The following is a 20592-nucleotide window of genomic DNA, read 5'->3' as shown; positions in this document are numbered from 1 at the left end:
CGGCCCCACCTCCTCTGATGTGCCTGATCCTTCCGTCTCTACCTGCGGCAACGTAGGATTGTGTGCCTGCCGGCCCCGTCCGCACCCGCCCCCACGGCGCAGTCGCCATGAGCGAACCGTAGGAGGGATCATGACGAGGCCGAGTGAGCCGCGAGGGATCAAGCCCCCGGCCGTCCAGGTCCTGCTCGCGCCCGCGAACGTGTGGCGGGTCGCTCTCGTGGTGGCGGGCGTGGTCGCCCTGATGTTCTTCCTGCGTTTCCTGCTGACCGACGCCGGATGGCTGCTCGTCCTGCTGGTCATGGCCTGGTTCACCTCGCTGGCGATGGAGCCGGCCGTGCGCCCGCTGTCCAGGCGGATGTCGCGTCGCAGGGCCACGCTGCTGGTCATGGTGACCTTCACCGTGGTGGCGGTCATCTTCCTCATCCTGTTCGGGAACCTGTTCGTGCAGCAGGTCGGGCAGTTGCTGCTGGCGCTGCCCGACGTCGCCGCCGCCGTCCTCAAGTGGATCAACGCCCGGCTCGGGACGCAGTACAAGCTGACCGACCTCCTCAAGTCCCTGAACGTGACACCCCAGCAGGCCGCCGCGTACGCGCAGGACGTGGTCGGCGGCGTCCTGGGCCTGGTCGGGACGGTGGCGGGCATGGTCTTCAAGCTGTTCATGCTCGTGCTGCTGACCTATTACTTTGCGGCCGACGGCCCCCGCCTGCGCCAGTGGGTGGCGCAGCTGCTGCCCAGCCGGTCCCAGCGGGTCTTCATCAGGGTGTGGGAGCTGTCGACGGAGAAGACCGGCGGCTACGTCTCGGCCAGGCTCATCCTGGCCACGATCAACGGCGGGACGTCGGCCCTGGTGTTCCTGGCGATCGGCATGCCGTCCTGGTTCGCCCTCGGGGTGTGGACGGGCGCGGTCGCCCAGTTCGTCCCCACGATCGGCACCTACATCTCCATCGCCCTGCCGACGGTCGTCGGGCTGGCCTCGCCCCGGCCCTGGGTCGGGGTGGCGGCGCTGGCCTGGGCCGTGGTGTACCAGCAGGTGGAGAACCTGACACTGGAGCCGAGGATCAGCGCGCGGTCGGTCGACATCCATCCGGGGGTCTCGTTCACGGGCGTCACCCTGGGCGCGGCGCTGTTCGGCGCGGTGGGCGCCCTGCTGGCCATTCCCGTCGCGGCGATGCTGGTCTCGCTCGTCGACACCTACGCCACCCGCTACGAGCTGGTGGCCGCCGACGACGGGACGACCCCGCCGGTCGCCGCACCGGCGCCGCGGACGGTCGAGCCGCCTCCCCCATGAGAGACAGGCGCGCCGCCCGCCGATACCGAAGGGATGTATGACGGTTCGGCCTGATTGTGTACGGTGCGCCTGTGAGGACGATCGACTGGGTCGACGGGGCCATCGAGCTCATCGATCAGACGCTGCTGCCGGACGAGCTGGTCATGCTGCGCATCACCACCGTGGACGAGCTCGTCGACGCCATCCGCCGCCTGGCCGTCAGGGGCGCTCCCGCCCTCGGCGTGGCAGGGGCGCTCGGCGTCGCGCTGGCCGGCGGCGACAGGCAGGCCGTCGCGCGCCTCAGGGCGGCCCGGCCGACGGCCGTCAACCTGGCGTGGGGCGTCGACCAGGCCGCCGCGCGCCTCGACGACGGGCCCGAGGCGGTCCTCACCACGGCCCTGCGGATCAGGGACGACGACATCGCCGCATGCGTGGCCATGGGCGAGCGCGGCGCCGACCTGCTCGAAGGCGACAAGCTGCGCGTCATGACCATCTGCAACACCGGAGGTCTGGCCACCGTCGAGCGCGGCACCGCGCTGGGCGTCGTCCAGACCCTCCACGAGAGGGGACGGCTGGCCGAGGTGCTCGCGCTGGAGACCAGGCCGCTGCTGCAGGGGGCCCGGCTCACCGCCTGGGAGCTGGAGCGGATGGGCGCGCCCTACCGGCTGGTCACCGACTCCGCCGGGCCGTACCTGCTGGCCAGGGGAGGGGTGGACGCGGTGCTGATCGGCGCCGACCGGATCGCCGCCAACGGCGACACCGCCAACAAGATCGGCTCCTACGCGCTCGCGCTGGGCGCCGAGCGCGCCGGGGTGCCGTTCGTCGTGGTCGCCCCCGAGAGCACCATCGACGCGGCCACCCCCTCGGGCGAGCACATCGAGATCGAGGACCGGGGCGACGAGGAGGTGGTGTGCGTGCGCGGCATGCGCATCGCCCCCGAGGGGACCCGCGCGCTGAACCCGGCCTTCGACGTCACGCCCCATGACCTGATCTCCGCGATCGTTACGGACCGGCGCGTCTTCCGGCCGTAGGGAGACCAATAATCGACATTCCTGGGATCTGTCCGTACACCTCGCGTTACGCTCGGTTGTCAGCGTCCTCACCCGGGAGATCGCCGTGGCCATCGATCTTGTCCTGCGTCGTGACTGGCGTGCCCGTTCCCCGCGTGGCAGCTACACCCAGCTCGAGTCCACCAGAGGGGTCAAGGTCCACTACACGGGTGGCAGGGTCGATCCCGGCATCGTGCGCGACCACGCCAAGTGCGTGGCCCTGGTGCAGTCCATCCAGAACTTCCACATGGACTCCAACGGCTGGATCGACATCGGCTACAGCTTCGTGGCCTGCCCGCACCGCAAGGTGTTCGAGGGGCGGGGGGCGCACCATCTGCCGGCGGCCAACGGGGCCGGGCTCAACTCGGGCCACTACGCGGTGCTCGGCCTGGTCGGCAACGCCGGCCTGATCCAGCCGCCCGACGGCGTGCTGCACGCCATCCTCGACGCGATCCTGCACCTGCGCGAGGAGGGCGCGGCCGGGCGCGAGATCAAGGGGCACCGCGACGGGTTCAACACCGACTGCCCGGGCGACCCGCTCTACGGCTGGGTCAGGCGCGGCGCCCCCCGGCCTGGCGGGCAGGAGCCGCCGACGCCCCCGCAGGCCCCACCCTTCCCCGGGCGGCTGCTGAAGTTCCCCCCGATCATGCGCGGCGACGACGTGCGCACCTGGCAGCGCCAGATGAGCAGGCGCGGCTGGACCATCGACGTCGACGGCGCCTACGGGGCCGGCTCCCGCGAGGTGTGCCGGCGCTTCCAGCGCGAGCAGGAGATCCCCGACGACGGCGTCGTCGGACCCGTCACGTGGAAGCTGGCCTGGGAGGCGGCGCGCGCCTGACCGCGGACGCCGCCCCCGGATTATTGTTCTGGTACGGCTGCGCCTACCATCCAAGGCATGAGACTCGCCGCGGACTTCCCGTCCACGACCCGCGACGATTGGCGGGCCCTCGCGCTCGGTGTGTTGCGCAAGTCCGGCGTGGAGCCGGAATCACCCGAAGCCGCGCTGGCCACCGACACCTATGACGGTGTGCGGGTCGCACCCCTCTACGACGCCGGCGACCTGCCCGAGCTGCGCGCCCCGCGGCCCACGCACCGGGGCTGGGACGTCCGGCAGCGGCATGCCGTGCCGGACAACGAGGCGGTGCTCGCCGACCTGGAGAACGGCGTCACCTCGCTGTGGCTGGCGGTCCCGGTGGAGGAGCTGGCGCGCACGCTCGACGGCGTCTACCTCGACCTGGTGTCCGTGGTGCTGGAGGCGGGCGAGCGCACCGCCGAGGCGGCCGAGGTCCTGCTCGGGCTCGGCACGGGGGTGACCGGTAATCTCGGCGCGGGCCTCGGCCCCGACGCCGTCGCGCTGGCGCGGCGCTGCGCGGCGGAGCATCCGGGGCTGCGCGCCATCGTCGTCGACGGCCTGCCGTACCACGACGCGGGCGGGAGCGACGCGCAGGAGCTGGGCTGCTCGCTGGCGACCGGCGTGGCGCACCTGCGGGCGCTGACCGCGGCCGGGCTGTCCGTCGAGGCGGCCCTCGGCCAGCTGGAGTTCCGTTACGCGGCCACCGCCGACCAGTTCGCCACGATCGCGAAGCTGCGCGCGGCCCGCCTGCTGTGGGCGCGGGTGGCCGAGGTGTGCGGCGGGCCTGGCACGCAACTGCAGCACGCGGTGACGAGCTTCGCGATGATGACCGCGCGCGACCCGTACGTCAACATGCTGCGCACCACGCTGGCGTGCTTCGCCGCGGGCGTGGGCGGCGCCGACGCGGTGACGGTGCGGCCCTTCGACGCCGCCATGGGCGCGCCCGACGCCTTCGCCCGGCGGATCGCCAGGAACACCCAGGCGCTGCTGCTGGAGGAGTCGGGCGTGGGGCGCGTCGCCGACCCCGCGGGCGGCTCCTGGTACGTCGAACGGCGCACGGCCGAGCTGGCCGAGCGGGCCTGGGCGTGGTTCCAGGAGATCGAGGCGGCGGGCGGCGTCCAGGCCGCCGGTGACCTGGTGAGCGAGCGGATCGCGCGGACCAGGGCGCGCAGGGACGACGACATCGCGCACCGGCGCCACCCGATCACCGGCGTGAGCGAGTTCCCCGATCCGCGCGAGCGCCCGCCGCGGCCGCCCGCCCCCCAGGGGGAGGCGATGCGTTACGCGCGGCCGTACGAGGAGCTGCGCGAGCTGGCCGACGCCCAGCCGGAGCGGCCGAAGGTCTTCCTCGCCACGATCGGGCCGGTCGCCGTGCACACCGCCAGGGCCTCCTTCGCCGCCAACCTCTTCCACGCCGGCGGCCTGGAGACCGTCCTGTCGGGCCCGAGCACCGACCCGGAGGAGATCGCGCGGGCCTTCGCCGCCAGCGGCGCCGCCGTCGCGTGCCTGTGCTCCAGCGACCGGCTGTACGGCGAGCACGCCGCCCCGGTGGCCCTGGCGCTGCGCCGGGCGGGGGCGCGCACGGTATGGCTGGCGGGGAAGGGGGATCACGAGGGGGTGGACGCGCACCTGTACGCCGGATGCGACGCGCTCGACGTCCTCCGCACGACCTTCGACGACCTGGGAGTGGCGCGATGATCCCCGACTTCACCACCGTTCCGCTGGCGCCCGTGCGCCCCACCGGCGCGGCGGCGGGTGAGCCGTGGGAGACCCCGGAGGGCATCCCGGTCAAGCCGGTCTACACGGCCGCCGACCTCGACGGGCTCGACTTCCTGCGGACCTATCCGGGGGCGGTGCCGTACCTGCGCGGGCCGTACCCGACGATGTACGTCAACCAGCCGTGGACCATCCGGCAGTACGCGGGCTTCTCCACCGCCGAGGAGTCGAACGCCTTCTACCGCCGCAACCTGGCCGCGGGGCAGAAGGGCCTGTCGGTGGCCTTCGACCTGGCCACGCACCGCGGCTACGACTCCGACCATCCGCGTGTGGCGGGCGACGTGGGCATGGCGGGCGTCGCCATCGACTCCATCTACGACATGCGGCAGCTGTTCGAGGGCATCCCGCTGGACCGGATGTCGGTGTCGATGACGATGAACGGCGCGGTGCTGCCGATCCTGGCGCTCTACATCGTGGCCGCCGAGGAGCAGGGTGTCGCCCACGAGCAGCTGACGGGGACCATCCAGAACGACATCCTCAAGGAGTTCATGGTCCGCAACACCTACATCTACCCGCCCGGGCCGTCGATGCGGATCATCTCCGACATCTTCGCCTACACCAGCCGGCACATGCCGAAGTTCAACTCCATCTCGATCTCCGGCTACCACATCCAGGAGGCGGGGGCCACCTGCGACCTGGAGCTGGCCTACACCCTGGCCGACGGCGTGGAGTACCTGAGGGCGGGTGTGGCGGCGGGGCTCGACGTCGACGCCTTCGCCCCCCGGCTGTCGTTCTTCTGGTGCATCGGCATGAACTTCTTCATGGAGGTGGCCAAGCTCCGGGCGGCCCGCCTGCTGTGGTCCAGGCTGGTGTCGGAGGCGGGGGCGAAGAATCCCAAGTCGCTGTCGCTGCGGACCCACTCCCAGACCTCGGGCTGGTCCCTGACCGCCCAGGACGTCTTCAACAACGTGGTGCGCACCTGCGTGGAGGCCATGGCCGCCACCCAGGGCCACACCCAGTCGCTGCACACCAACGCCCTCGACGAGGCGCTCGCGCTGCCCACCGACTTCTCGGCCCGCATCGCCCGCAACACCCAGCTGCTGCTGCAGCAGGAGTCGGGCACGACCCGCGTCATCGACCCGTGGGGCGGCTCCTACTACGTCGAGCGCCTCACCCACGACCTGGCCGAGAAGGCGTGGCAGCACATCCAGGAGGTCGAGGCGGCCGGCGGCATGGCCCGCGCGATCGACGCCGGCCTGCCCAAGCTGCGCATCGAGGAGGCCGCGGCACGCGCCCAGGCGCGCATCGACTCGGGCAGGCAGCCGGTCATCGGGGTCAACAAGTACCGCCCGCAGGCCGACGAGCCGATCGAGGTGCTCAGGGTCGACAACAGCGCGGTGCGGGCGCAGCAGCTCGACAAGCTGCGCCGCCTGCGCGCCGACAGGGACGCCGAGGCCGTACGGCAGGCGCTGGAGAACCTCACCAAGGGCGCCGCGGGCGGCGACAACCTCCTGGCGCTCGCGGTGGAGGCGGCCAGGGCCAAGGCCACGGTCGGCGAGATCTCCGACGCCCTGGAGAAGGTGTTCGGACGGCACGCGGGGCAGATCCGTACCATCTCCGGGGTGTATCGCGACGAGGCGGGTCCGGTGAAGGGCATCGAGCTGGTACGGCAGGCGTGCGCAGACTTCGCCGTCGCCGAGGGGCGGCGGCCGCGCATCCTGGTGGCCAAGATGGGGCAGGACGGGCACGACCGCGGCCAGAAGGTGATCGCCACCGCGTTCGCCGACCTCGGCTTCGACGTCGACGTCGGCCCGCTGTTCCAGACGCCCGAGGAGGTGGCGCGGCAGGCCGTGGAGGCAGACGTGCACGTCGTCGGCGTCTCCTCCCTGGCCGCGGGTCACCTCACGCTGGTGCCGGCGCTGCGCGCCGCGCTCGCCGACCTGGGCGCGGACGACGTCATGATCGTGGTGGGCGGCGTGATCCCGCCCGGCGACTTCGACGAGCTGCGCGCCGCGGGCGCCTCGGCGATCTTCCCGCCCGGCACGGTGATCGCCGACGCGGCGCTCGACCTGGTGCGCGAGCTGTCCTCGCGCCTGGGCCACTGATGCGCCACCGGCCGGCGGAGGGCCGGTGCGGATGAGGGCGCTCGACGACTACGTCCACGGCGTGAAGTCGGGATCGCGCGCCTGGATCGCCCGCGCGATCACGCTGGTCGAGTCGACCAGGGCCGACCACGCCGAGCTGGCCCAGCGGTTGCTCGTCGAGCTCACGCCGCTGGCCGGGCAGGCCCGCAGGGTCGGCATCTCGGGCGTGCCGGGGGTCGGCAAGTCGACGCTGATCGACGCGCTCGGCACCCGCCTGACCGAGCGCGGCCACCGGGTGGCGGTGCTGGCCGTTGACCCGTCGTCGACGCGGACCGGCGGCAGCATCCTCGGCGACAAGACGCGCATGTCCCGCCTGTCGGTCGACCCGCAGGCCTTCATCCGCCCCTCGCCGACCTCGGGCACGCTCGGCGGGGTCGCCAAGGCCACCAGGGAGGCGATGGTCGTCGTCGAGGCCGCGGGATACGACGTCGTGCTCGTCGAGACGGTCGGCGTCGGCCAGTCGGAGACCGCGGTGGCCGACATGGTCGACACCTTCCTGCTGCTCAGCCTGGCCCGCACCGGCGACCAGCTGCAGGGCATCAAGAAGGGTGTGCTGGAGCTGGCCGACGTGATCGCGGTCAACAAGGCGGACGGGGACTTCGAACCGGCGGCCAGGAAGGCGGCCCGCGAGCTGGCGGGCGCGCTGCGCATGCTGCGCTCGGAGGCGGCGCCGCCGCCGGTGCTGACCTGCAGCGGGCTGACCGGCGGCGGGCTCGACGAGGTGTGGGAGCAGGTCGTCGCCCACCAGGACCGGATCGACGTGGCGGCCAAGCGGCGCCGTCAGCAGGTGCAGTGGACCTGGACGCTGGTGCGTGACCGGCTGCTGGCCGAGCTGCGCGGCAACCCCGCGGTGGCGGCGATCACGGCGGAGGTGGAGCGGGAGGTCCTCGCGGGCACCCTGACCCCGTCGCTGGCCGCCGAGCGGTTGCTGGCCGCCTTCAAGCGCCGCTGACCCCGCCGCGCGCCACGGGTGACCAGGCTTCCTCCCACAGGTCCTGCGCGTCGCTCGTCCATGTCTCGGACAGGAGCGTGCCCCTGCCGCGGTAGGCGAGCATGATCGCGACGTGGCCGGGCGAGCGGACGAAGGCCGCCAGGTCGGCCGCCGACCGCCACACCGACACCGACCCGATGCGGCGGGCCAGGGGTTCGGCCCACAGCCACAGCCCGACCGCGCCGCCGACCTCGGGCCAGCGCCGGCCCAGCCGCCATCCCGTACGGCTCGCCCGCGGCAGGTGCGCCGCGCTGTGCAGGCGGAAGTCGGTGAGGCTGACCACGACGGGCTCCTCGCCCCTCGGTTCCGGGCCGGGGATCCAGCGGCTCCTGATCACGCGGCGAGCACCTTGGCCGCGTCGCGGATCTCCGCGCTGAACGGGGTGGGGCGTAGCGTCGCCGGGTCGAGGTTGACGTTGACCCTGCGGCCCTCGGCGTGCACGGTGCCGCCGTCCGGCGACAGGACGCGGAAGCCGTACACGCCGCTGGTGGTGCCCATCCGCTCGATCCAGAAGTGGACCAGCGGCTCGCCGACGCCCATGATCGGCACGTGGAAGGTGATGGAGAACTCGCGCACGGCGAGGAAGACGTCCTTGAAGCGGGAGTGGGCGGGGTCGAAGTTCCAGCCGAGCTCGGTCCAGAAGGCGGTGATGGCCCGCTCGACGAGCACCGAGTAGCGGGCGTTGTGCAGCAGCCCCATGGCGTCGAGGTCGTCGAAGTGCACCTGGACGGGACGGGTGTGGGACACGGTCAGTCCTCCGGGAGGAGCGTGGGGTCGGGGGAGAGGGCGCGCAGGCGGTCGAGGACGGCCCTGCGGGCGTGGGCGAAGGCCCGTGGCCGGTCGCGCAGGCGGGAGTGGATGACGACGGCCTCGCCGAGCGCCTCGATCTCGTAGGCGAGCTGGGCCGGGTCGGCGCGCAGCTCGCCCCGGTCGACGGCGTCCTGGATGGCCCGCTCCAGGAAGCCGAGCCAGTCGTTCATCGCTTCGGCCACCCGGTCCTTGACCGGGCCCGGACGGTCGTCGAACTCGACCTGCGCGGCGAAGAAGAAGCAGCCGCCCGGCAGGCGGCCCTCCTCGTAGAAGGCGAGCCGTGCCTCGTGCAGGGCCAGCACCCTGCGCAGGCCCGGGGGCACGGCCAGGGCGGGGGTGACCACGTGCTCGATCCACTGCCGCCGCGCCCACTCGACCGCGTCGAGCTGCAGCTGCTCCTTGTCGCGCCAGTGGGCGAACAGGCCGGACTTGCTGACGCCCGCCACGCCGGCCAGGCGGCCCAGCGTCAGGCCGTCGAGCCCGTCGACCGAGGCCAGGGCCACGGCGCTGCCGAGGATGGCTTCCCTGCTGCGCTGCCCGCGCACCTTCCTGCCGTCTGCCATGCGGATCACGCTAGCAGATAAGAAGACCGATCGGTCGTTCAGATTTATTTGTTGGCCGCCTGTGCTAGATTTTGGCCATGCGGTCAGAAAACGAGGCATCCGGCCAGAAGCCGCGGTCGTTCATCGAGAAGGCCAGGCGGGCCCAGATCATGGCCAGCGCCATCGAGGTCATCGCCGAGGTGGGCTTCGCCAAGGCGTCGCTCGCCGCCATCGCCAAGCACGCGGGCATCAGCAAGGGCGTCATCTCCTACCACTTCGCCGGCAAGGACGACCTGATGGAGGAGGTCGTCGACCACGTCTACACCGGCATCGCCGACTTCGTGCTGGCCCGGATGGAGGGCAGGACCACCGCCACCGAGCTGCTGCGCACCCAGATCCTCAGCGTCGCCGAGCACATGCGCGACCACCGCACCCAGCTCAAGGCCCTGGGAGAGATCTTCATCAACCTCCGCCTCCCGGACGGTTCCCCCCGGTACGGCATCGCCGCCAACGAGGAGCTGTACCAGTCGCTGGAGAACATCTACCGTCTCGGCCACGCCACGGGCGAGTTCCGGCCGTTCGACCCGCGCGTCATGGCGATCACCCACTCGGCCGCGGTCAACGACATGTTCGCCTACTGGGCGGTCCACCCCGGCCACGACCTCGACGCCCACGCCAGGGAACTGGCCGAGATCTTCGTCCGTGCCACGAAGGGACCGCAATGAGAAGGCTCGCCTACGTCGACAACCTGCGCGTGGTCCTCACCGTCCTCGTGGTCCTCCACCACGTGGCCCTGACGTACGGCAACATCCCCGCCTGGTACCACTTCGAGCAGGCCCACGACCCCTCGGGGTGGGCGCTCGACATCCTGGTCATGTTCGACCAGGCGTTCTTCATGGGCTTCTTCTTCCTCATCTCCGGCTTCTTCACCCCCGGCTCCTACGACCGCAAGGGCGGCGGCGCCTTCATGCGCGACCGGCTGCTCCGGCTGGGCATCCCGCTGATCGTCTTCCTCCTACTGCTGCGCCCCCTGGCCATGGTCGGCGTCTACCAGGACTTCGACATGCCGTACTGGATGTTCTACATCGGGTCGTGGGACCCGGGCCCGATGTGGTTCGTGGAGGTCCTGCTGGTCTTCGCCGCGGTCTACGCCGCCGTCCGGCGCTACGGCCGGATCCCCCGGTCGGGCCCGGAGCAGGCGCCTGGAGCGGCTGCGATCGTCGCCTGCACGGTCGCGCTGGCCGTCGTCACCTTCGCCTGGCGTCTCGTCGTGCCCGTCGGCCTCTACGTGCCGGTGCTCGGCCTGCCCACGCCGTCCCACCTGCCGCAGTACGCCGGCATGTTCACGCTCGGCGTGCTCGCCCACCGGCGTGGCTGGTTCGCCACGCTGTCGCGGCGGGCGGGCAGGCTCGGCTTCGCCGCCGCGGGGCTGGGGACGATGGTGCTGCTCCCCTTGCGCTTCATGTCCGGCGGAGCGGTCGCCGACCTCGCGCAGGCCGCGTGGGAGGCGGTGTTCGCGGCCGGTGTCGTCATCGGCCTGCTGGTGCTGTTCCGCGAGCGCTTCAACACGCAGCGGGCGCGCGGCAGGTTCCTGTCCGAGCAGGCCTACACCGTCTACATCATCCACCCCGTCGTGCTGGTCGGACTCGCCTACGCCTTCGCCTGGCTGCAGGCCGCCGCGATCGTCAAGTTCGCCGTCGTCTCCGTCCTCGCGCTGCCGCTGTGCTGGGCGCTGGCCTTCCTGGTGCGCGCGCTGCCGGGCGCCCGGCGGATCCTGTGAGCTGAAAACCGGCGAACCTGGGCACTAGATACAGCATGCGACTCCGATCCCGGCTGCACCGGCTCGACAAGCACCTGTACGCGGCCGTCGCACGGACCCGGCTGCCGGGCCTCGAAGCCGTCCTGCCGCGGCTGTCCAGAACGGCCGACAACGCGCTGCTGTGGGCGGGCGTCGCGGGCACGTTCGCGCTGAGCGGCAGGCGTCGCCTGCGCAGGGCGGCCACCAGGGGCATGCTCGCGATCAGCCTCGCCAGCCCCCTGGTGAACCTGGCGGGCAAGCAGGCCTTCGGCAGGAAGCGCCCCGTGGCCGACGTGCTGCCGCTGAACCGGCTGCTCAAGATGCCGCTGTCGGCCTCCTTCCCGTCGGGACACTCCGCCTCGGCCGCCGCCTTCGCCACCGCCGTGGCCCTCGAAGCGCCCCTCGCCGTCGCCGTCCCCGTGGCCGCGGTGGCGGCGGCGGTCTGCTTCTCCCGCGTCTACACCGGCGTCCACTACCCGGGCGACGTGCTCGCCGGCGCGGCCATCGGGGTTGCCACCGGGCTGGTCACCCGCCGCATCTGGCCGGAGGCGGCCGAGGCGGGACGGGCCCGCGCCTCGGCCACCGCGCCCGCCGTCGACGGCGACCCCTCGGGCGAGGGCCTGGTCGTCGCCGCCGACCCCGCGGGGGCGGCCGCGCGGAAGCTCCGCGAAGCCTTCCCCCGGGCCGAGTTCGTGCCGCCAGGGGCCCTCGACAGGACCGACGGCAAGGTGCTCGCCGTCGCAGGGGACGACACGAGCGTCGGACCCGCCGCCCGGATCGCGCTCGAGCGGGGCAGGCCGTTGCTGGTCGTCCCGTCGGGCACGCGCGACCTGTTCGCCGCCGAGCTCGGCGTCGCCGACGCGGACGAGGCCGTCGCCGCCTACCGGGCGGGCGAGCTGGCCGCCGTCGACGTCGTGGAGACCGCGGGCAGGGCCTTCGTCAACAGCGCCGGCCTCGGCGTCTATCCCGCCCTCGCCGAGCGCAGGGAGGCCAGGCACCGGCGGATCGGCACCTGGCCGGCGCTGCTGTGGGGCCTGGCCGAGGTGCTGCGCCGCGACGCGGCGCCTGTCGACCTGGTCGTGGACGGCGTGCCGTACCGGGCCTGGCTGATGTTCGTGGGCAACTGCCGGCACGGCTCGCGCGGCGCCGCTCCGGGACGCCGGGCCAGGCTGGAGGACGGCGTGCTCGACATCAGGCTGATGACGGCCGCCCGGCGGCTGCCCCGCCTGCGGGCGTTCGGGAGCGCGGTGGGCGGGCGGCTCGGCCTGTCGCGCCACTACCGGCAGTGGCAGGCCGACACGGTGCGCGTCGAGACGCCCTCGGGAGAGGTACGGCTGGCGCTGGACGGCCAGACCGTCACCGCGCGCGGGCCCCTGACGTTCGCCAAGCGCCCGCGCGCCCTGCACGTGTTCCGCTGACGTTCGCCAGCGCCCGCGCGCTGCACGTCTTCCGCTGACCACAGCGACCGGCGCCGCGCGGCCGGGCGCTCAGGTGAGCGTGGCGTCCTTGTAGAAGGCGTCCAGCGTCTCCCCGTAGTGCTGCTCGACCACCTTCCGCTTGATCTTCAGACTGGGCGTCAGCTCTCCGGCCTCCACGGTGAAGTCGTCGGCCAGGATCGCGAAGTCCTTGATCGTCTCGTAGCTCGCCAGCCCCGCGTTCACCTCCTTGATCGCCTTGTCGACCTCCTCGCGCATCCGCGGGTGGTCGCGCAGCTTCTCGGGGTCGCCGGGCAGCCCCTCGGCCGCCGCCCACGGCCGTACGACCTCCATGTCGAGCGTCACCAGCGCCGTGCAGAAGTTGCGCCGGTCGCCGTGCACGAACACGTGCGACAGGTACGGGCAGGCCGCCTTGATCCGCCCCTCGAGGTGGGTGGGCGCCACGTACTTCCCGCCCGAGGTCTTGATCAGCTCCTTCTTCCTGTCGGTGATGCGCAGCCGACCGGCCTCGTCGATCTCGCCGATGTCGCCGGTGCGCAGCCAGCCGTCCTCGAGCGTCTCGGCCGTCTCCTCCGGCAGCCCGTGGTAGCCGCGCATGACGCCGCGCCCGCCGATGAGGATCTCGCCGTCCTCGGCGATGCGCACCTCGGTGCCGGGCAGCGGCTGGCCCACCGTGCCCAGCCGGAGGGCGCCGGGCCTGTTGAGGAAGCTGCCGGCCGACGACTCGGTCAGTCCGTACCCCTCCAGGATGGGCAGCCCCGCGCCGTCGAAGAACTCGCCGATGTCCTGTGACAGCGGGGCGGCGCCGGAGATGAAGGAGCGGATGCGTCCGCCGAAGCGGGCCCGCAGCTTGGCGAACACCAGCCGGTCGGCCAGCGCGTACTCCAGGCGGGTGGTCAGCGGCAGCGTCGCGCCGCGCTGGCGGGCCCTGCTGACCCTGACGCCCGTCCGCTTGGCCCAGTTGAAGATCCGCAGCTTCACGCCGCCCTCGCGCCTGACCGTCGCTACGACGGTGTTGTGGATCTTCTCGAAGATGCGCGGCGCGGCGGCCATGAAGGTCGGCCGCAGCTCGCCCAGGTTGTCGGCGATCCTGTCGAGGCGCCCGTCGATCGCGGTCGGCACGCCGATGTCGATCATCACGACCTCGAGCAGCTTGCCGAACGAGTGCGACAGCGGCAGCCACAGGTAGTGCAGGTCGTCGGGGCCGATCAGGTCGATCTTGCGGACGGCCTCCGCGGCGTACAGCCAGTTGTCGTGGGTCAGCTCGACGCCCTTGGGCCTGCCGGTGGTGCCGGAGGTGTAGATGAGCGTCGCCAGGTCGTCCTGCCCGATCTCGTCGATCATGGCGTCGTAGTCGCCGTCGGCGCCGACCCTGTCGAGCGGGACGACCCAGCCGTCGTCGCTCGCGGCGCCGTCGATGACGACCACGTGGCGGACGCCGGGCAGGTCGGCGCGCACCGAGGCGAGCTTGGCCACCTGGTCGTCGTTCTCCGCGATGACCAGGGTGCTGCCGGAGTCGTTGATGACGTACGCGCATTCGTCGGCGGTGTTGGAGGGGTAGATCGTCGTGGTGGCCGCGCCCGTGGACAGCACGGCCAGGTCGGCGAGGATCCACTCCAGCCGGGTCGAGCAGAGGATGGACACCCTGGCGTCGGCGCGGGCGCCGAGCTCGGCCAGGCCCAGGGCCAGCGGCCGCACCCGCTCGCCCACCTGGGCCCAGGTCAGCGATTCCCAGCCGGTGCCCGCCGGATGGCGATAGGCCTCGGCGTCGGGGGTGGCCTTGATCCGATCGCGCAGCAGAGCGGGAATGCTGGACATTCCTGACCTCCGGTTGAGGGGGACGGCTTGGTGCGCACTCTAGGCCGAACGCGGCGGGTCAGTCGATGGTCAAGAACGGTTACGCCCCGGTTCACTCACCCGGCTGTCACGGTCGTCACACCGTGATCACCTGTCGGCTCTCCGGCGGGGTCGACGTGGTCGCCACGTTGCCGTGATCGGCCGTGCGCACCTCCCACGCGCCGCACTCGCAGCGGAAATAGGAGATCACGCCGTCCGACGTCTCGTGGGTGGAGACGAGTGTCGTGAAATGCATGCCTCCAACCTGATGTAATGTCCTTATGCATTTCAATGCTTACGGGGGCAACGGGGCGGCACTGTCGGCCGACCTCGTCAACGCCGTCGACTTCACCCCCGAGGCGATCACCCCGTTGCTCGTCAGGAACGAGATGCTGCGAGCAGAGCTCACCCTCGCCCAGGCGGCCGAGCTCGGCAGGTGGGCCAGGCGGCTCGACCCCGTCTTCGGCGAGACCGACCAGGACACCCAGATCACCCTCGTCAACGACCTGCTGGCGATCACCGCGGCCACGCCGTACATCAGCGCGCACGACGGCCGCCGGCCGCACCTGCACTTCTTCGCCCTCGGCGCCGACATCGTCGCCAGGGCCAAGGACACCACGGCGGGCGGGCTGGCGATGGCCATCTGCTTCTCCGACGGCCGCCGCCTCGGCCGCTGCGACAGGCAGGGCTGCCGGACCGTCTACGTCGACACCTCGCGCAACGGCCGCCGCAGGTTCTGCTCGCTGGCGTGCGCCAACCGGGTCAACGTCGCGGCGCATCGCGCCCGGGCCCTTGCGGACGATTTTCCGGCCGGGTAACCTCTGCGAGTCGCATTTCCGAGCCGTGGAGGCTGTTGACGTGAGGTTCTGAGGTCGCGGGCACCGCGCCGTCTCGCCCTGTCGTGGGCACGTGCGCACCTGGACCTCGGGCGTCTTCGCGGTGGTTCCCGCCAAGTCCTGAATTCTCAGACTTTCCGACGGGAGCTTTCTCATGTCATTTTCCGTGGTGATCGACCACGTCTCCTACTGCTGGCCGGACGGCACCCAGGTGCTCGACGGCCTCGACGCCGCCTTCCCCGCCGGACGTACCGGCCTGATCGGCGCCAACGGTTCGGGCAAGTCCACCCTGCTCAAGATCATCGCAGGGGAGCTGCGCCCCCGCTCCGGCTCCGTCAGCGTGGCAGGGCAGGTCGGCCACCTGCCGCAGAACCTGCCGCTGCGCGCCGAGCTGACCGTCGCCGACCTGCTCGGCATCAGCGCGACCAGAGCCGCGCTGCACGCGATCGAGTCGGGCGACGTGCGGGAGCAACACTTCACCGCCGTCGGCGACGACTGGGACGTGGAGGAACGGGCGACCGCCCAGCTGGCCACGCTCGGCCTCGACCACGTCGGCCTCGACCGCACCGTCGCGACGCTGTCCGGCGGCGAGACCGTCATGGTGGGCCTGGCCGCGCAGTTCCTCCACCGGCCCGACGTGCTGCTGCTCGACGAGCCCACCAACAACCTCGACCTCGACGCCAGGCGGCGGCTCCACGCCGCGGTCAGGGCGTGGCCGGGGGTGCTGGTCGTCGTCAGCCACGACAGGGAGCTGCTCGACCAGGTCGACCAGATCGCCGAGCTGCGCGAGGGCGCGGTACGCCTGTACGGCGGCAACCTGAGCGACTACGAGCGCATGCTCGCCGCCGAACAGGAAACCGCCGCACGCATGGTCAGGGTGGCCGAGGCCGACGTGCGCAGGCAGCGGCGCGAGCTCATCGAGGCCAGGACCAAACTCGACCGGCGGGTGCGCTACGGCGACAAGATGTACGCCAACAAGCGCGAACCGAAGATCGTCATGCAGACGCGCAAGCGCGAGGCCCAGGTGTCGGCGGGCAAGCACCGCATGATGCACGTCGACAAGCTGGAGGAGGCGCGTGAGCGGCTGAACGAGGCGGAACAGGCGGTGCGCGACGACGCCGAGATCCGCGTCTCGCTGCCCGGGACGGCGGTCCCGGCGGGCCGGGTCGTGCTGTCCTTCGCGACCGCACGCCGTACCGACGAGGCGATGGAACGCCTGGAGGTGCGCGGACCCGAGCGGATCGCGCTGCTCGGCCCGAACGGGTCGGGCAAGACCACCCTTCTGCGCGCCATCGTGGCGGCAGGGGCGCCGGTCCCGGTCGGCTACCTGCCGCAGCGCCTGGACGTCCTCGACGAGAGCCTCAGCGTGCTCGACAACGTCCGCGCGCACGCCCCCGGCGCCTCCGTCAACGAGGTGCGCGCCCGCCTGGCCCGCTTCCTGTTCAGGGGCGCGCGGGCCGAGCAGCCGGTGCGCACGCTGTCGGGCGGCGAACGCTTCAGGGCGACGCTGGCGGCGCTGCTGTCGGCCGACCCGCCGCCGCAGCTGCTCCTGCTCGACGAGCCGACCAACAACCTCGACCTCGCCAGCGTCAGGCAGCTGTCGCAGGCGCTGTCGGCCTACCGGGGGGCGCTGATCGTGGCCAGCCACGATCTGCCGTTCCTGCGGGGGCTCGGGATCACCCGGTGGCTCCGGCGGGATCGGGACAGCGGTCTGACCGAATCCTGATTGACGGCAGGGGATCAGCCGGGCGATAGTGTGGCAGATGCTTGCCCCCCGGTTGATCTCCTGCGTTCTCGGCCTGGCGACGCTGACCCTCACCGCGTGCAGCTCCACGGCCCAGGGCCCCGCCGAGCCCTCCCCGGGAGTCACGGGGCCGTCGAGCGGCACCGGCGCCCTCACCGCCGCCGCCTACCGCGACGCGCTCACCGAGCAGCGCACCGGCGTGCGGGCCGCGCTCACCGCGCTCTCCTCCGCGAAGACCGTCAAGTCACTCAACGATCGCATGGAACGTGCCGAAGAGACCCTCAGCGGCGCCACCGAGGCCCTGTCGGCCCTCGCCCCTCCCGTCGAGGCGCGCGTCCAGCACGAGGCGTACGTGGCCAGCCTGCGCGACTTCACCACCCAGCTCGGGATGACGCTCGGCAAGGTGGGCGGCAGAAGCGTCTGCACGGCGGGCGGGGTCTTCAGCGACGTCGCGGACAAGCTGCAGGCGCTCGACCAGGCGGGCAGGTCGCTGACCGCGCTCGGCGACTACCCGGCCGACGTGGTGCCGGTCAAGGCGGCCAGGAAGCAGACCAGGCGGCCGGCGAACGGGCGGTTCCTGCGCGCCGAGCGGCTCAGCGGGCGCAGTTCCCTGCTGATCGACAACGGCGGGTCGAGGGACGCGGTGGTGACCGTGATGCGCGGCAAGGCCAAGGCGTTCAGCGTGTTCGTGCGCAAGAAGTCGACGTTCCGGGTGAAAGGCGTGCGCGACGGCACGTACGAGATCTTCTTCACCCACGGGATCGACTGGGACGGCAGGGCGTTCACCAGGTCGTGCAGCTTCGAGCGGTTCGAGAAGCCGGTGCAGTTCAGGACGACGTACACGGCGACGCAGATCAGGTGGCACGACTGGCGCGTCACCCTGCACTCGGTCACCGGCGGCAACGCGCCCACGACCGACGTCGACCCCGGCACCTTCCCGGCCTGATCGGCAGCGCCCGGCCCGGCCCGGTCCTGCGGCCGGCGGGAGCGGCGACCCGGGGAGACCGCCCCCGCGTCCGGTGGGAGCCGCGATCCGGTCGGTCCGGCCCCGTATGTGGCGGGACGGCGATCCGGTCGGCCGGGCTTCCGTGTGTGGCGGGGGCTCGATCCGGTCGGCTGGGCTTCGGTGTGTGGCGGGGCGTTGATCCGGTCGGCCGGCCCATGGCTGGTGGGGGTGTCGGTCGTTTCGGCCCCGGAGTCGTGGGGGTTTGGTTGGCCCTTTCGGCCCCAGAGTCGTGGGGGTCCGGTCGGCTCGCAACCGCGGGAGGTCCGGCCCCCCGGCGGTGGAAGGGGCCGCCGGAGACGGAAAGGGCCGCGTCCCTCGCACTCGAGGTCGCGGCCCTTTTCACAGCAGGGTCAGGAGGAGAACAGCATCCCCAGGAAGCTGTCGTGCCTGCGCCGGTGACCGTAGTGACCGCCGTAGTGCGGGGCGGGGGCGCCCCACGCGGGAGCCCCGTGAGCCGGAGGCGGGGGCGCGGCGGGCGGCGTGTGGTACTGGGACTCCATGCGAGTCAGCGTCTCCAGCTCGCCGTAGTCGAGGAAGATCCCTCGGCAGTTCTCACACTGCTCGATGTGGACCCCGTTGCGCTCGTAAGTCCGCATGTTGCCGCGGCACTTGGGGCACTGCATCTGGTTGATCTCCTTGCCCATTGGCGGGATGTACACGGTCTGCGTGCGTCACTATGTCAGCCTCACCGGAGGCCCACAATCCTGTCGCACGACTCGACCAACGAACGTTCCACCTCGTCCAGTTCCCGACCCTCCCGCTGTGCGTGGGTGACCGCCACCGCGGCCAGCTGAACGGTGACCGCTCTGGCGGGAACGTCGAGCCTGGCCCAGGGGTCGCGCGGGTCCAGCGCGGGCCCGCCCGACGCGAGATAGGCGTTGAGGAACCGGTTCCAGATGCCGGGCTCGAGAAGCCCCGCGGCGAACCACGCCGCCGGACGCGCCAGATCCCAGGCCGGGTCGCCGATCCCCAGGTCGTCCACGTCGATCAGCAGCCACCGGTCCGAGCGCCGCACCAGCTGGCCCAGGTGCCAGTCGCCGTGGGTGAGCAGCAGGGGCACGGGCTCGGGGGCGGGGAGCGCCGCCAGGGCCTGCCGTACCAGCCGCTGGTCCGGCCCGTCTCCCGGCATGCCGCTGACCGCCCGCGCCATCCGCGCGGGCCCGCCCGCCTCCGGCAGCGGCGGCACCGTCGTCAGCGGTACGGCATGCAGCCGGGCCAGCAGCCGCGCCCCTTCCTCCCAGGGAGCGGCGTCAGGGTCGTCGGGAGCGACCGGTGTACCCGCCGGCCACACGGTCACCGCCCTGTCGCGCACCGTGCGCACGTCCATGTCCAGGGGGGCGAGCATCACCCCGGTCAGCGCGGCCGACGCGCTGGCCTTGAGCCTCAACCGGAGGGAGGCCGCGTCGTCCCTGGCCGAGTGCGCCTTGACCACGACCTCGCCGCGCCGGACGACGACGACGTCACTCCTCGTCGCGTGCCGGGTCGGCGTGCCTGCCCCGCCGTACTGGGCGGCCAGGCGGGCCAGCTCATCCTCGAGATCCACCCGGAAAGCCTACGAGGCGCCGCTCGTGGGCCGTTCCGCGACGGCGGCCGGGGCACGTCGAACGCTCCGGCCTGCCGTTCCCCGCCCCGCCATCCGAGAGGGTGACATCACCGGAACGGGTTCTGGGAGGGCGGCACCCTGGGTACAGGCTTTCGGGAGGGGCGGCACCCTGGGTACGGGCTTTCGGGAGGGCGACACTTTCGGTACGGGCGCTGCGAGGGCGGAACCACCATTGGGGGAGGGGGCCGAGAGGGCAGCGCCACCATGAGGGACATGAGGGAGGGGTCCGGGAGGAGCGCCGCGGGCAAGGATTCCAGGAGCGCCGCACTCCCGGGAATCCGCTTCTGAAGACGCGCGGAGCGAGCCGACAAGCGCCTCACCGCGTATGCCCGCGGTATCCAGGTGAAACTCCACTACCTGGAAGCGCCTTTCGAGGTGCTGTCCCGCAAAGTGGTGGCCCGCGCCACTGAGGGCAGGACAGGACACCGTCCCCATCACGCAGGAACAGATGGCTCACGACGTGACGTTGTTCGAAGTCCCGGATGCGCACGAGTTCGCCCTGTTCGACACACCGGCTGTTGCCGGGCCTTGTGAGTGAACCGCGCCGGCTGTCGTGGCCCCGACGTTTCCGGTGGTCGAGGACTGTTTTCCGGTATGGCGGTGCGTTGATTTGACGGGGGACGGAGTCGTACATAGAGTTCACCAGTCCCACCCAGTCGGCGTTGATCGTCGGCTGTCCGGGGGAAACCTCCTCAAGCGCATCCTTGCCGGTGGTCGTCATGTCCGCCGGCGGGTCCGGTTCGACAGGAATCGGATGCGGGAGTAGTTTTGAGGAGTCGCCCGGAAAAAGATGGGGCGGTCGAAATTCTCGGCAGGTTTCGCGAAAAGAGTCAATTTGACTCGGATCGCGGGGGCTGAAAGAATGGAGACACAACGAACGAAGCGAGTGCGGCCGGGTGGTTGACGGTGAACGCGTCCGTTTCTTGAGAACTCAACAGTGTGTTAAAAGCCAGTGCATGAA

Annotated in this window: 19 protein-coding genes; 12 read left to right on the top strand and 7 right to left on the bottom strand. The window is 71.8% G+C overall.

Features of this window, described 5'->3' with window-relative positions:
* Nucleotides 1–130: 130 nt before the first annotated feature.
* From ACWENQ_RS19545 to meaB, 6 genes are all read left to right on the top strand, one after another.
* Entirely contained in the window at nt 131–1288 is a 1158-nt protein-coding gene (locus tag ACWENQ_RS19545; RefSeq protein WP_452415496.1) for an AI-2E family transporter, read from the top strand.
* A gap of 71 nt (nt 1289–1359) precedes the next feature.
* On the top strand, nt 1360–2298 hold the full coding sequence (mtnA, locus tag ACWENQ_RS19540) for an S-methyl-5-thioribose-1-phosphate isomerase (RefSeq protein WP_452415494.1): 939 nt from the start codon (nt 1360–1362) through the stop codon (nt 2296–2298).
* An 85-nt stretch (nt 2299–2383) separates the two neighbouring features.
* Complete coding sequence (locus ACWENQ_RS19535; protein WP_452415493.1) at nt 2384–3154, top strand: peptidoglycan recognition protein family protein; 771 nt, start codon at nt 2384–2386, stop codon at nt 3152–3154.
* A gap of 57 nt (nt 3155–3211) precedes the next feature.
* A complete protein-coding gene (locus ACWENQ_RS19530) occupies nt 3212–4867 on the top strand; it encodes a methylmalonyl-CoA mutase family protein (protein ID WP_452415492.1) in 1656 nt (551 codons plus the stop codon).
* Nucleotides 4864–6990 carry a methylmalonyl-CoA mutase gene (scpA, locus tag ACWENQ_RS19525; RefSeq protein WP_452415491.1) on the top strand — a complete coding sequence of 709 codons (2127 nt, stop codon included), beginning with the start codon at nt 4864–4866 and terminating at the stop codon, nt 6988–6990. Before ACWENQ_RS19530 ends, scpA begins: the two co-directional genes overlap by 4 nt.
* A gap of 31 nt (nt 6991–7021) precedes the next feature.
* Nucleotides 7022–7981 carry a methylmalonyl Co-A mutase-associated GTPase MeaB gene (gene meaB, locus ACWENQ_RS19520; protein ID WP_354911014.1) on the top strand — a complete coding sequence of 320 codons (960 nt, stop codon included), beginning with the start codon at nt 7022–7024 and terminating at the stop codon, nt 7979–7981.
* On the opposite strand, the gene ACWENQ_RS19515 is transcribed toward meaB, so the two are convergent.
* From ACWENQ_RS19515 to ACWENQ_RS19505, 3 genes are read right to left on the bottom strand one after another with little or no spacing between them, the layout of a single operon-like run.
* The gene (locus tag ACWENQ_RS19515) at nt 7968–8357 is read right to left on the bottom strand and encodes a hypothetical protein (RefSeq protein ID WP_452415489.1); all 390 of its coding nucleotides are present in this window, start codon (nt 8355–8357) and stop codon (nt 7968–7970) included. The genes meaB and ACWENQ_RS19515 overlap by 14 nt on opposite strands.
* The gene (locus ACWENQ_RS19510) at nt 8354–8767 is read right to left on the bottom strand and encodes an acyl-CoA thioesterase (protein WP_354910970.1); all 414 of its coding nucleotides are present in this window, start codon (nt 8765–8767) and stop codon (nt 8354–8356) included. Before ACWENQ_RS19510 ends, ACWENQ_RS19515 begins: the two co-directional genes overlap by 4 nt.
* Nucleotides 8768–8769: 2 nt before the next feature.
* Nucleotides 8770–9393: a TetR/AcrR family transcriptional regulator gene (locus ACWENQ_RS19505; RefSeq protein WP_449930813.1), complete on the bottom strand. Its 624-nt coding sequence runs from the start codon at nt 9391–9393 to the stop codon at nt 8770–8772.
* 77 nt (nt 9394–9470) lie between these two features.
* On the opposite strand from ACWENQ_RS19505, the gene ACWENQ_RS19500 reads away from it, so the two are divergent.
* From ACWENQ_RS19500 to ACWENQ_RS19490, 3 genes are read left to right on the top strand one after another with little or no spacing between them, the layout of a single operon-like run.
* Nucleotides 9471–10097: a TetR/AcrR family transcriptional regulator gene (locus ACWENQ_RS19500; RefSeq protein WP_449930814.1), complete on the top strand. Its 627-nt coding sequence runs from the start codon at nt 9471–9473 to the stop codon at nt 10095–10097.
* Entirely contained in the window at nt 10094–11152 is a 1059-nt protein-coding gene (locus tag ACWENQ_RS19495; protein WP_452415488.1) for an acyltransferase family protein, read from the top strand. The genes ACWENQ_RS19500 and ACWENQ_RS19495 overlap by 4 nt, the downstream gene beginning before the upstream one ends.
* A gap of 35 nt (nt 11153–11187) precedes the next feature.
* The gene (locus ACWENQ_RS19490; protein WP_452415486.1) at nt 11188–12588 is read left to right on the top strand and encodes a phosphatase PAP2 family protein; all 1401 of its coding nucleotides are present in this window, start codon (nt 11188–11190) and stop codon (nt 12586–12588) included.
* A gap of 69 nt (nt 12589–12657) precedes the next feature.
* Here ACWENQ_RS19490 and ACWENQ_RS19485 read toward each other — a convergent pair whose 3' ends face one another.
* On the bottom strand, nt 12658–14424 hold the full coding sequence (locus ACWENQ_RS19485) for an AMP-dependent synthetase/ligase (RefSeq protein ID WP_452415484.1): 1767 nt from the start codon (nt 14422–14424) through the stop codon (nt 12658–12660).
* Between the two features lie 115 nt (nt 14425–14539).
* The gene (locus ACWENQ_RS19480; RefSeq protein WP_449930822.1) at nt 14540–14698 is read right to left on the bottom strand and encodes a hypothetical protein; all 159 of its coding nucleotides are present in this window, start codon (nt 14696–14698) and stop codon (nt 14540–14542) included.
* A 25-nt stretch (nt 14699–14723) separates the two neighbouring features.
* Between ACWENQ_RS19480 and ACWENQ_RS19475 the strand changes: the two genes are divergently transcribed.
* The 3 genes from ACWENQ_RS19475 (at nt 14724) to ACWENQ_RS19465 (ending at nt 17968) form a co-directional block, all read left to right on the top strand.
* Nucleotides 14724–15260, top strand: coding sequence for a CGNR zinc finger domain-containing protein (locus ACWENQ_RS19475; RefSeq protein ID WP_452415483.1), 537 nt, complete (start codon nt 14724–14726; stop codon nt 15258–15260).
* A 172-nt stretch (nt 15261–15432) separates the two neighbouring features.
* Entirely contained in the window at nt 15433–17004 is a 1572-nt protein-coding gene (locus ACWENQ_RS19470; RefSeq protein ID WP_452415482.1) for an ABC-F family ATP-binding cassette domain-containing protein, read from the top strand.
* A gap of 37 nt (nt 17005–17041) precedes the next feature.
* Complete coding sequence (locus tag ACWENQ_RS19465) at nt 17042–17968, top strand: hypothetical protein (RefSeq protein WP_452415481.1); 927 nt, start codon at nt 17042–17044, stop codon at nt 17966–17968.
* 410 nt (nt 17969–18378) lie between these two features.
* Here ACWENQ_RS19465 and ACWENQ_RS19460 read toward each other — a convergent pair whose 3' ends face one another.
* Together ACWENQ_RS19460 and ACWENQ_RS19455 are read right to left on the bottom strand one after the other, a co-directional pair.
* The gene (locus ACWENQ_RS19460; protein ID WP_354911017.1) at nt 18379–18651 is read right to left on the bottom strand and encodes a TFIIB-type zinc ribbon-containing protein; all 273 of its coding nucleotides are present in this window, start codon (nt 18649–18651) and stop codon (nt 18379–18381) included.
* A 62-nt stretch (nt 18652–18713) separates the two neighbouring features.
* Entirely contained in the window at nt 18714–19571 is an 858-nt protein-coding gene (locus tag ACWENQ_RS19455) for a phosphotransferase family protein (protein WP_449930827.1), read from the bottom strand.
* Nucleotides 19572–20592 lie beyond the last annotated feature (1021 nt).

Source organism: Nonomuraea sp. NPDC004354 (assembly GCF_053602555.1).
Note: the sequence above shows the minus strand (reverse complement) of the source record. Positions and strands in the feature narration are given on the sequence as shown.

What these genes read in the sequence shown, in the direction of transcription:
- ACWENQ_RS19465 (WP_452415481.1), top strand. Translation starts at nt 17,042, where the DNA reads ATGCTTGCCCCCCGGTTGATCTCCTGCGTTCTCGGCCTGGCGACGCTG.
- ACWENQ_RS19505 (WP_449930813.1), bottom strand. Translation starts at nt 9,393, where the DNA reads ATGGCAGACGGCAGGAAGGTGCGCGGGCAGCGCAGCAGGGAAGCCATC.
- ACWENQ_RS19475 (WP_452415483.1), top strand. Translation starts at nt 14,724, where the DNA reads ATGCATTTCAATGCTTACGGGGGCAACGGGGCGGCACTGTCGGCCGAC.
- ACWENQ_RS19460 (WP_354911017.1), bottom strand. Translation starts at nt 18,651, where the DNA reads ATGCAGTGCCCCAAGTGCCGCGGCAACATGCGGACTTACGAGCGCAAC.
- ACWENQ_RS19545 (WP_452415496.1), top strand. Translation starts at nt 131, where the DNA reads ATGACGAGGCCGAGTGAGCCGCGAGGGATCAAGCCCCCGGCCGTCCAG.
- ACWENQ_RS19500 (WP_449930814.1), top strand. Translation starts at nt 9,471, where the DNA reads ATGCGGTCAGAAAACGAGGCATCCGGCCAGAAGCCGCGGTCGTTCATC.
- ACWENQ_RS19480 (WP_449930822.1), bottom strand. Translation starts at nt 14,698, where the DNA reads ATGCATTTCACGACACTCGTCTCCACCCACGAGACGTCGGACGGCGTG.
- ACWENQ_RS19485 (WP_452415484.1), bottom strand. Translation starts at nt 14,424, where the DNA reads ATGTCCAGCATTCCCGCTCTGCTGCGCGATCGGATCAAGGCCACCCCC.
- ACWENQ_RS19490 (WP_452415486.1), top strand. Translation starts at nt 11,188, where the DNA reads ATGCGACTCCGATCCCGGCTGCACCGGCTCGACAAGCACCTGTACGCG.
- ACWENQ_RS19470 (WP_452415482.1), top strand. Translation starts at nt 15,433, where the DNA reads ATGTCATTTTCCGTGGTGATCGACCACGTCTCCTACTGCTGGCCGGAC.
- meaB (WP_354911014.1), top strand. Translation starts at nt 7,022, where the DNA reads ATGAGGGCGCTCGACGACTACGTCCACGGCGTGAAGTCGGGATCGCGC.
- ACWENQ_RS19530 (WP_452415492.1), top strand. Translation starts at nt 3,212, where the DNA reads ATGAGACTCGCCGCGGACTTCCCGTCCACGACCCGCGACGATTGGCGG.
- scpA (WP_452415491.1), top strand. Translation starts at nt 4,864, where the DNA reads ATGATCCCCGACTTCACCACCGTTCCGCTGGCGCCCGTGCGCCCCACC.
- ACWENQ_RS19495 (WP_452415488.1), top strand. Translation starts at nt 10,094, where the DNA reads ATGAGAAGGCTCGCCTACGTCGACAACCTGCGCGTGGTCCTCACCGTC.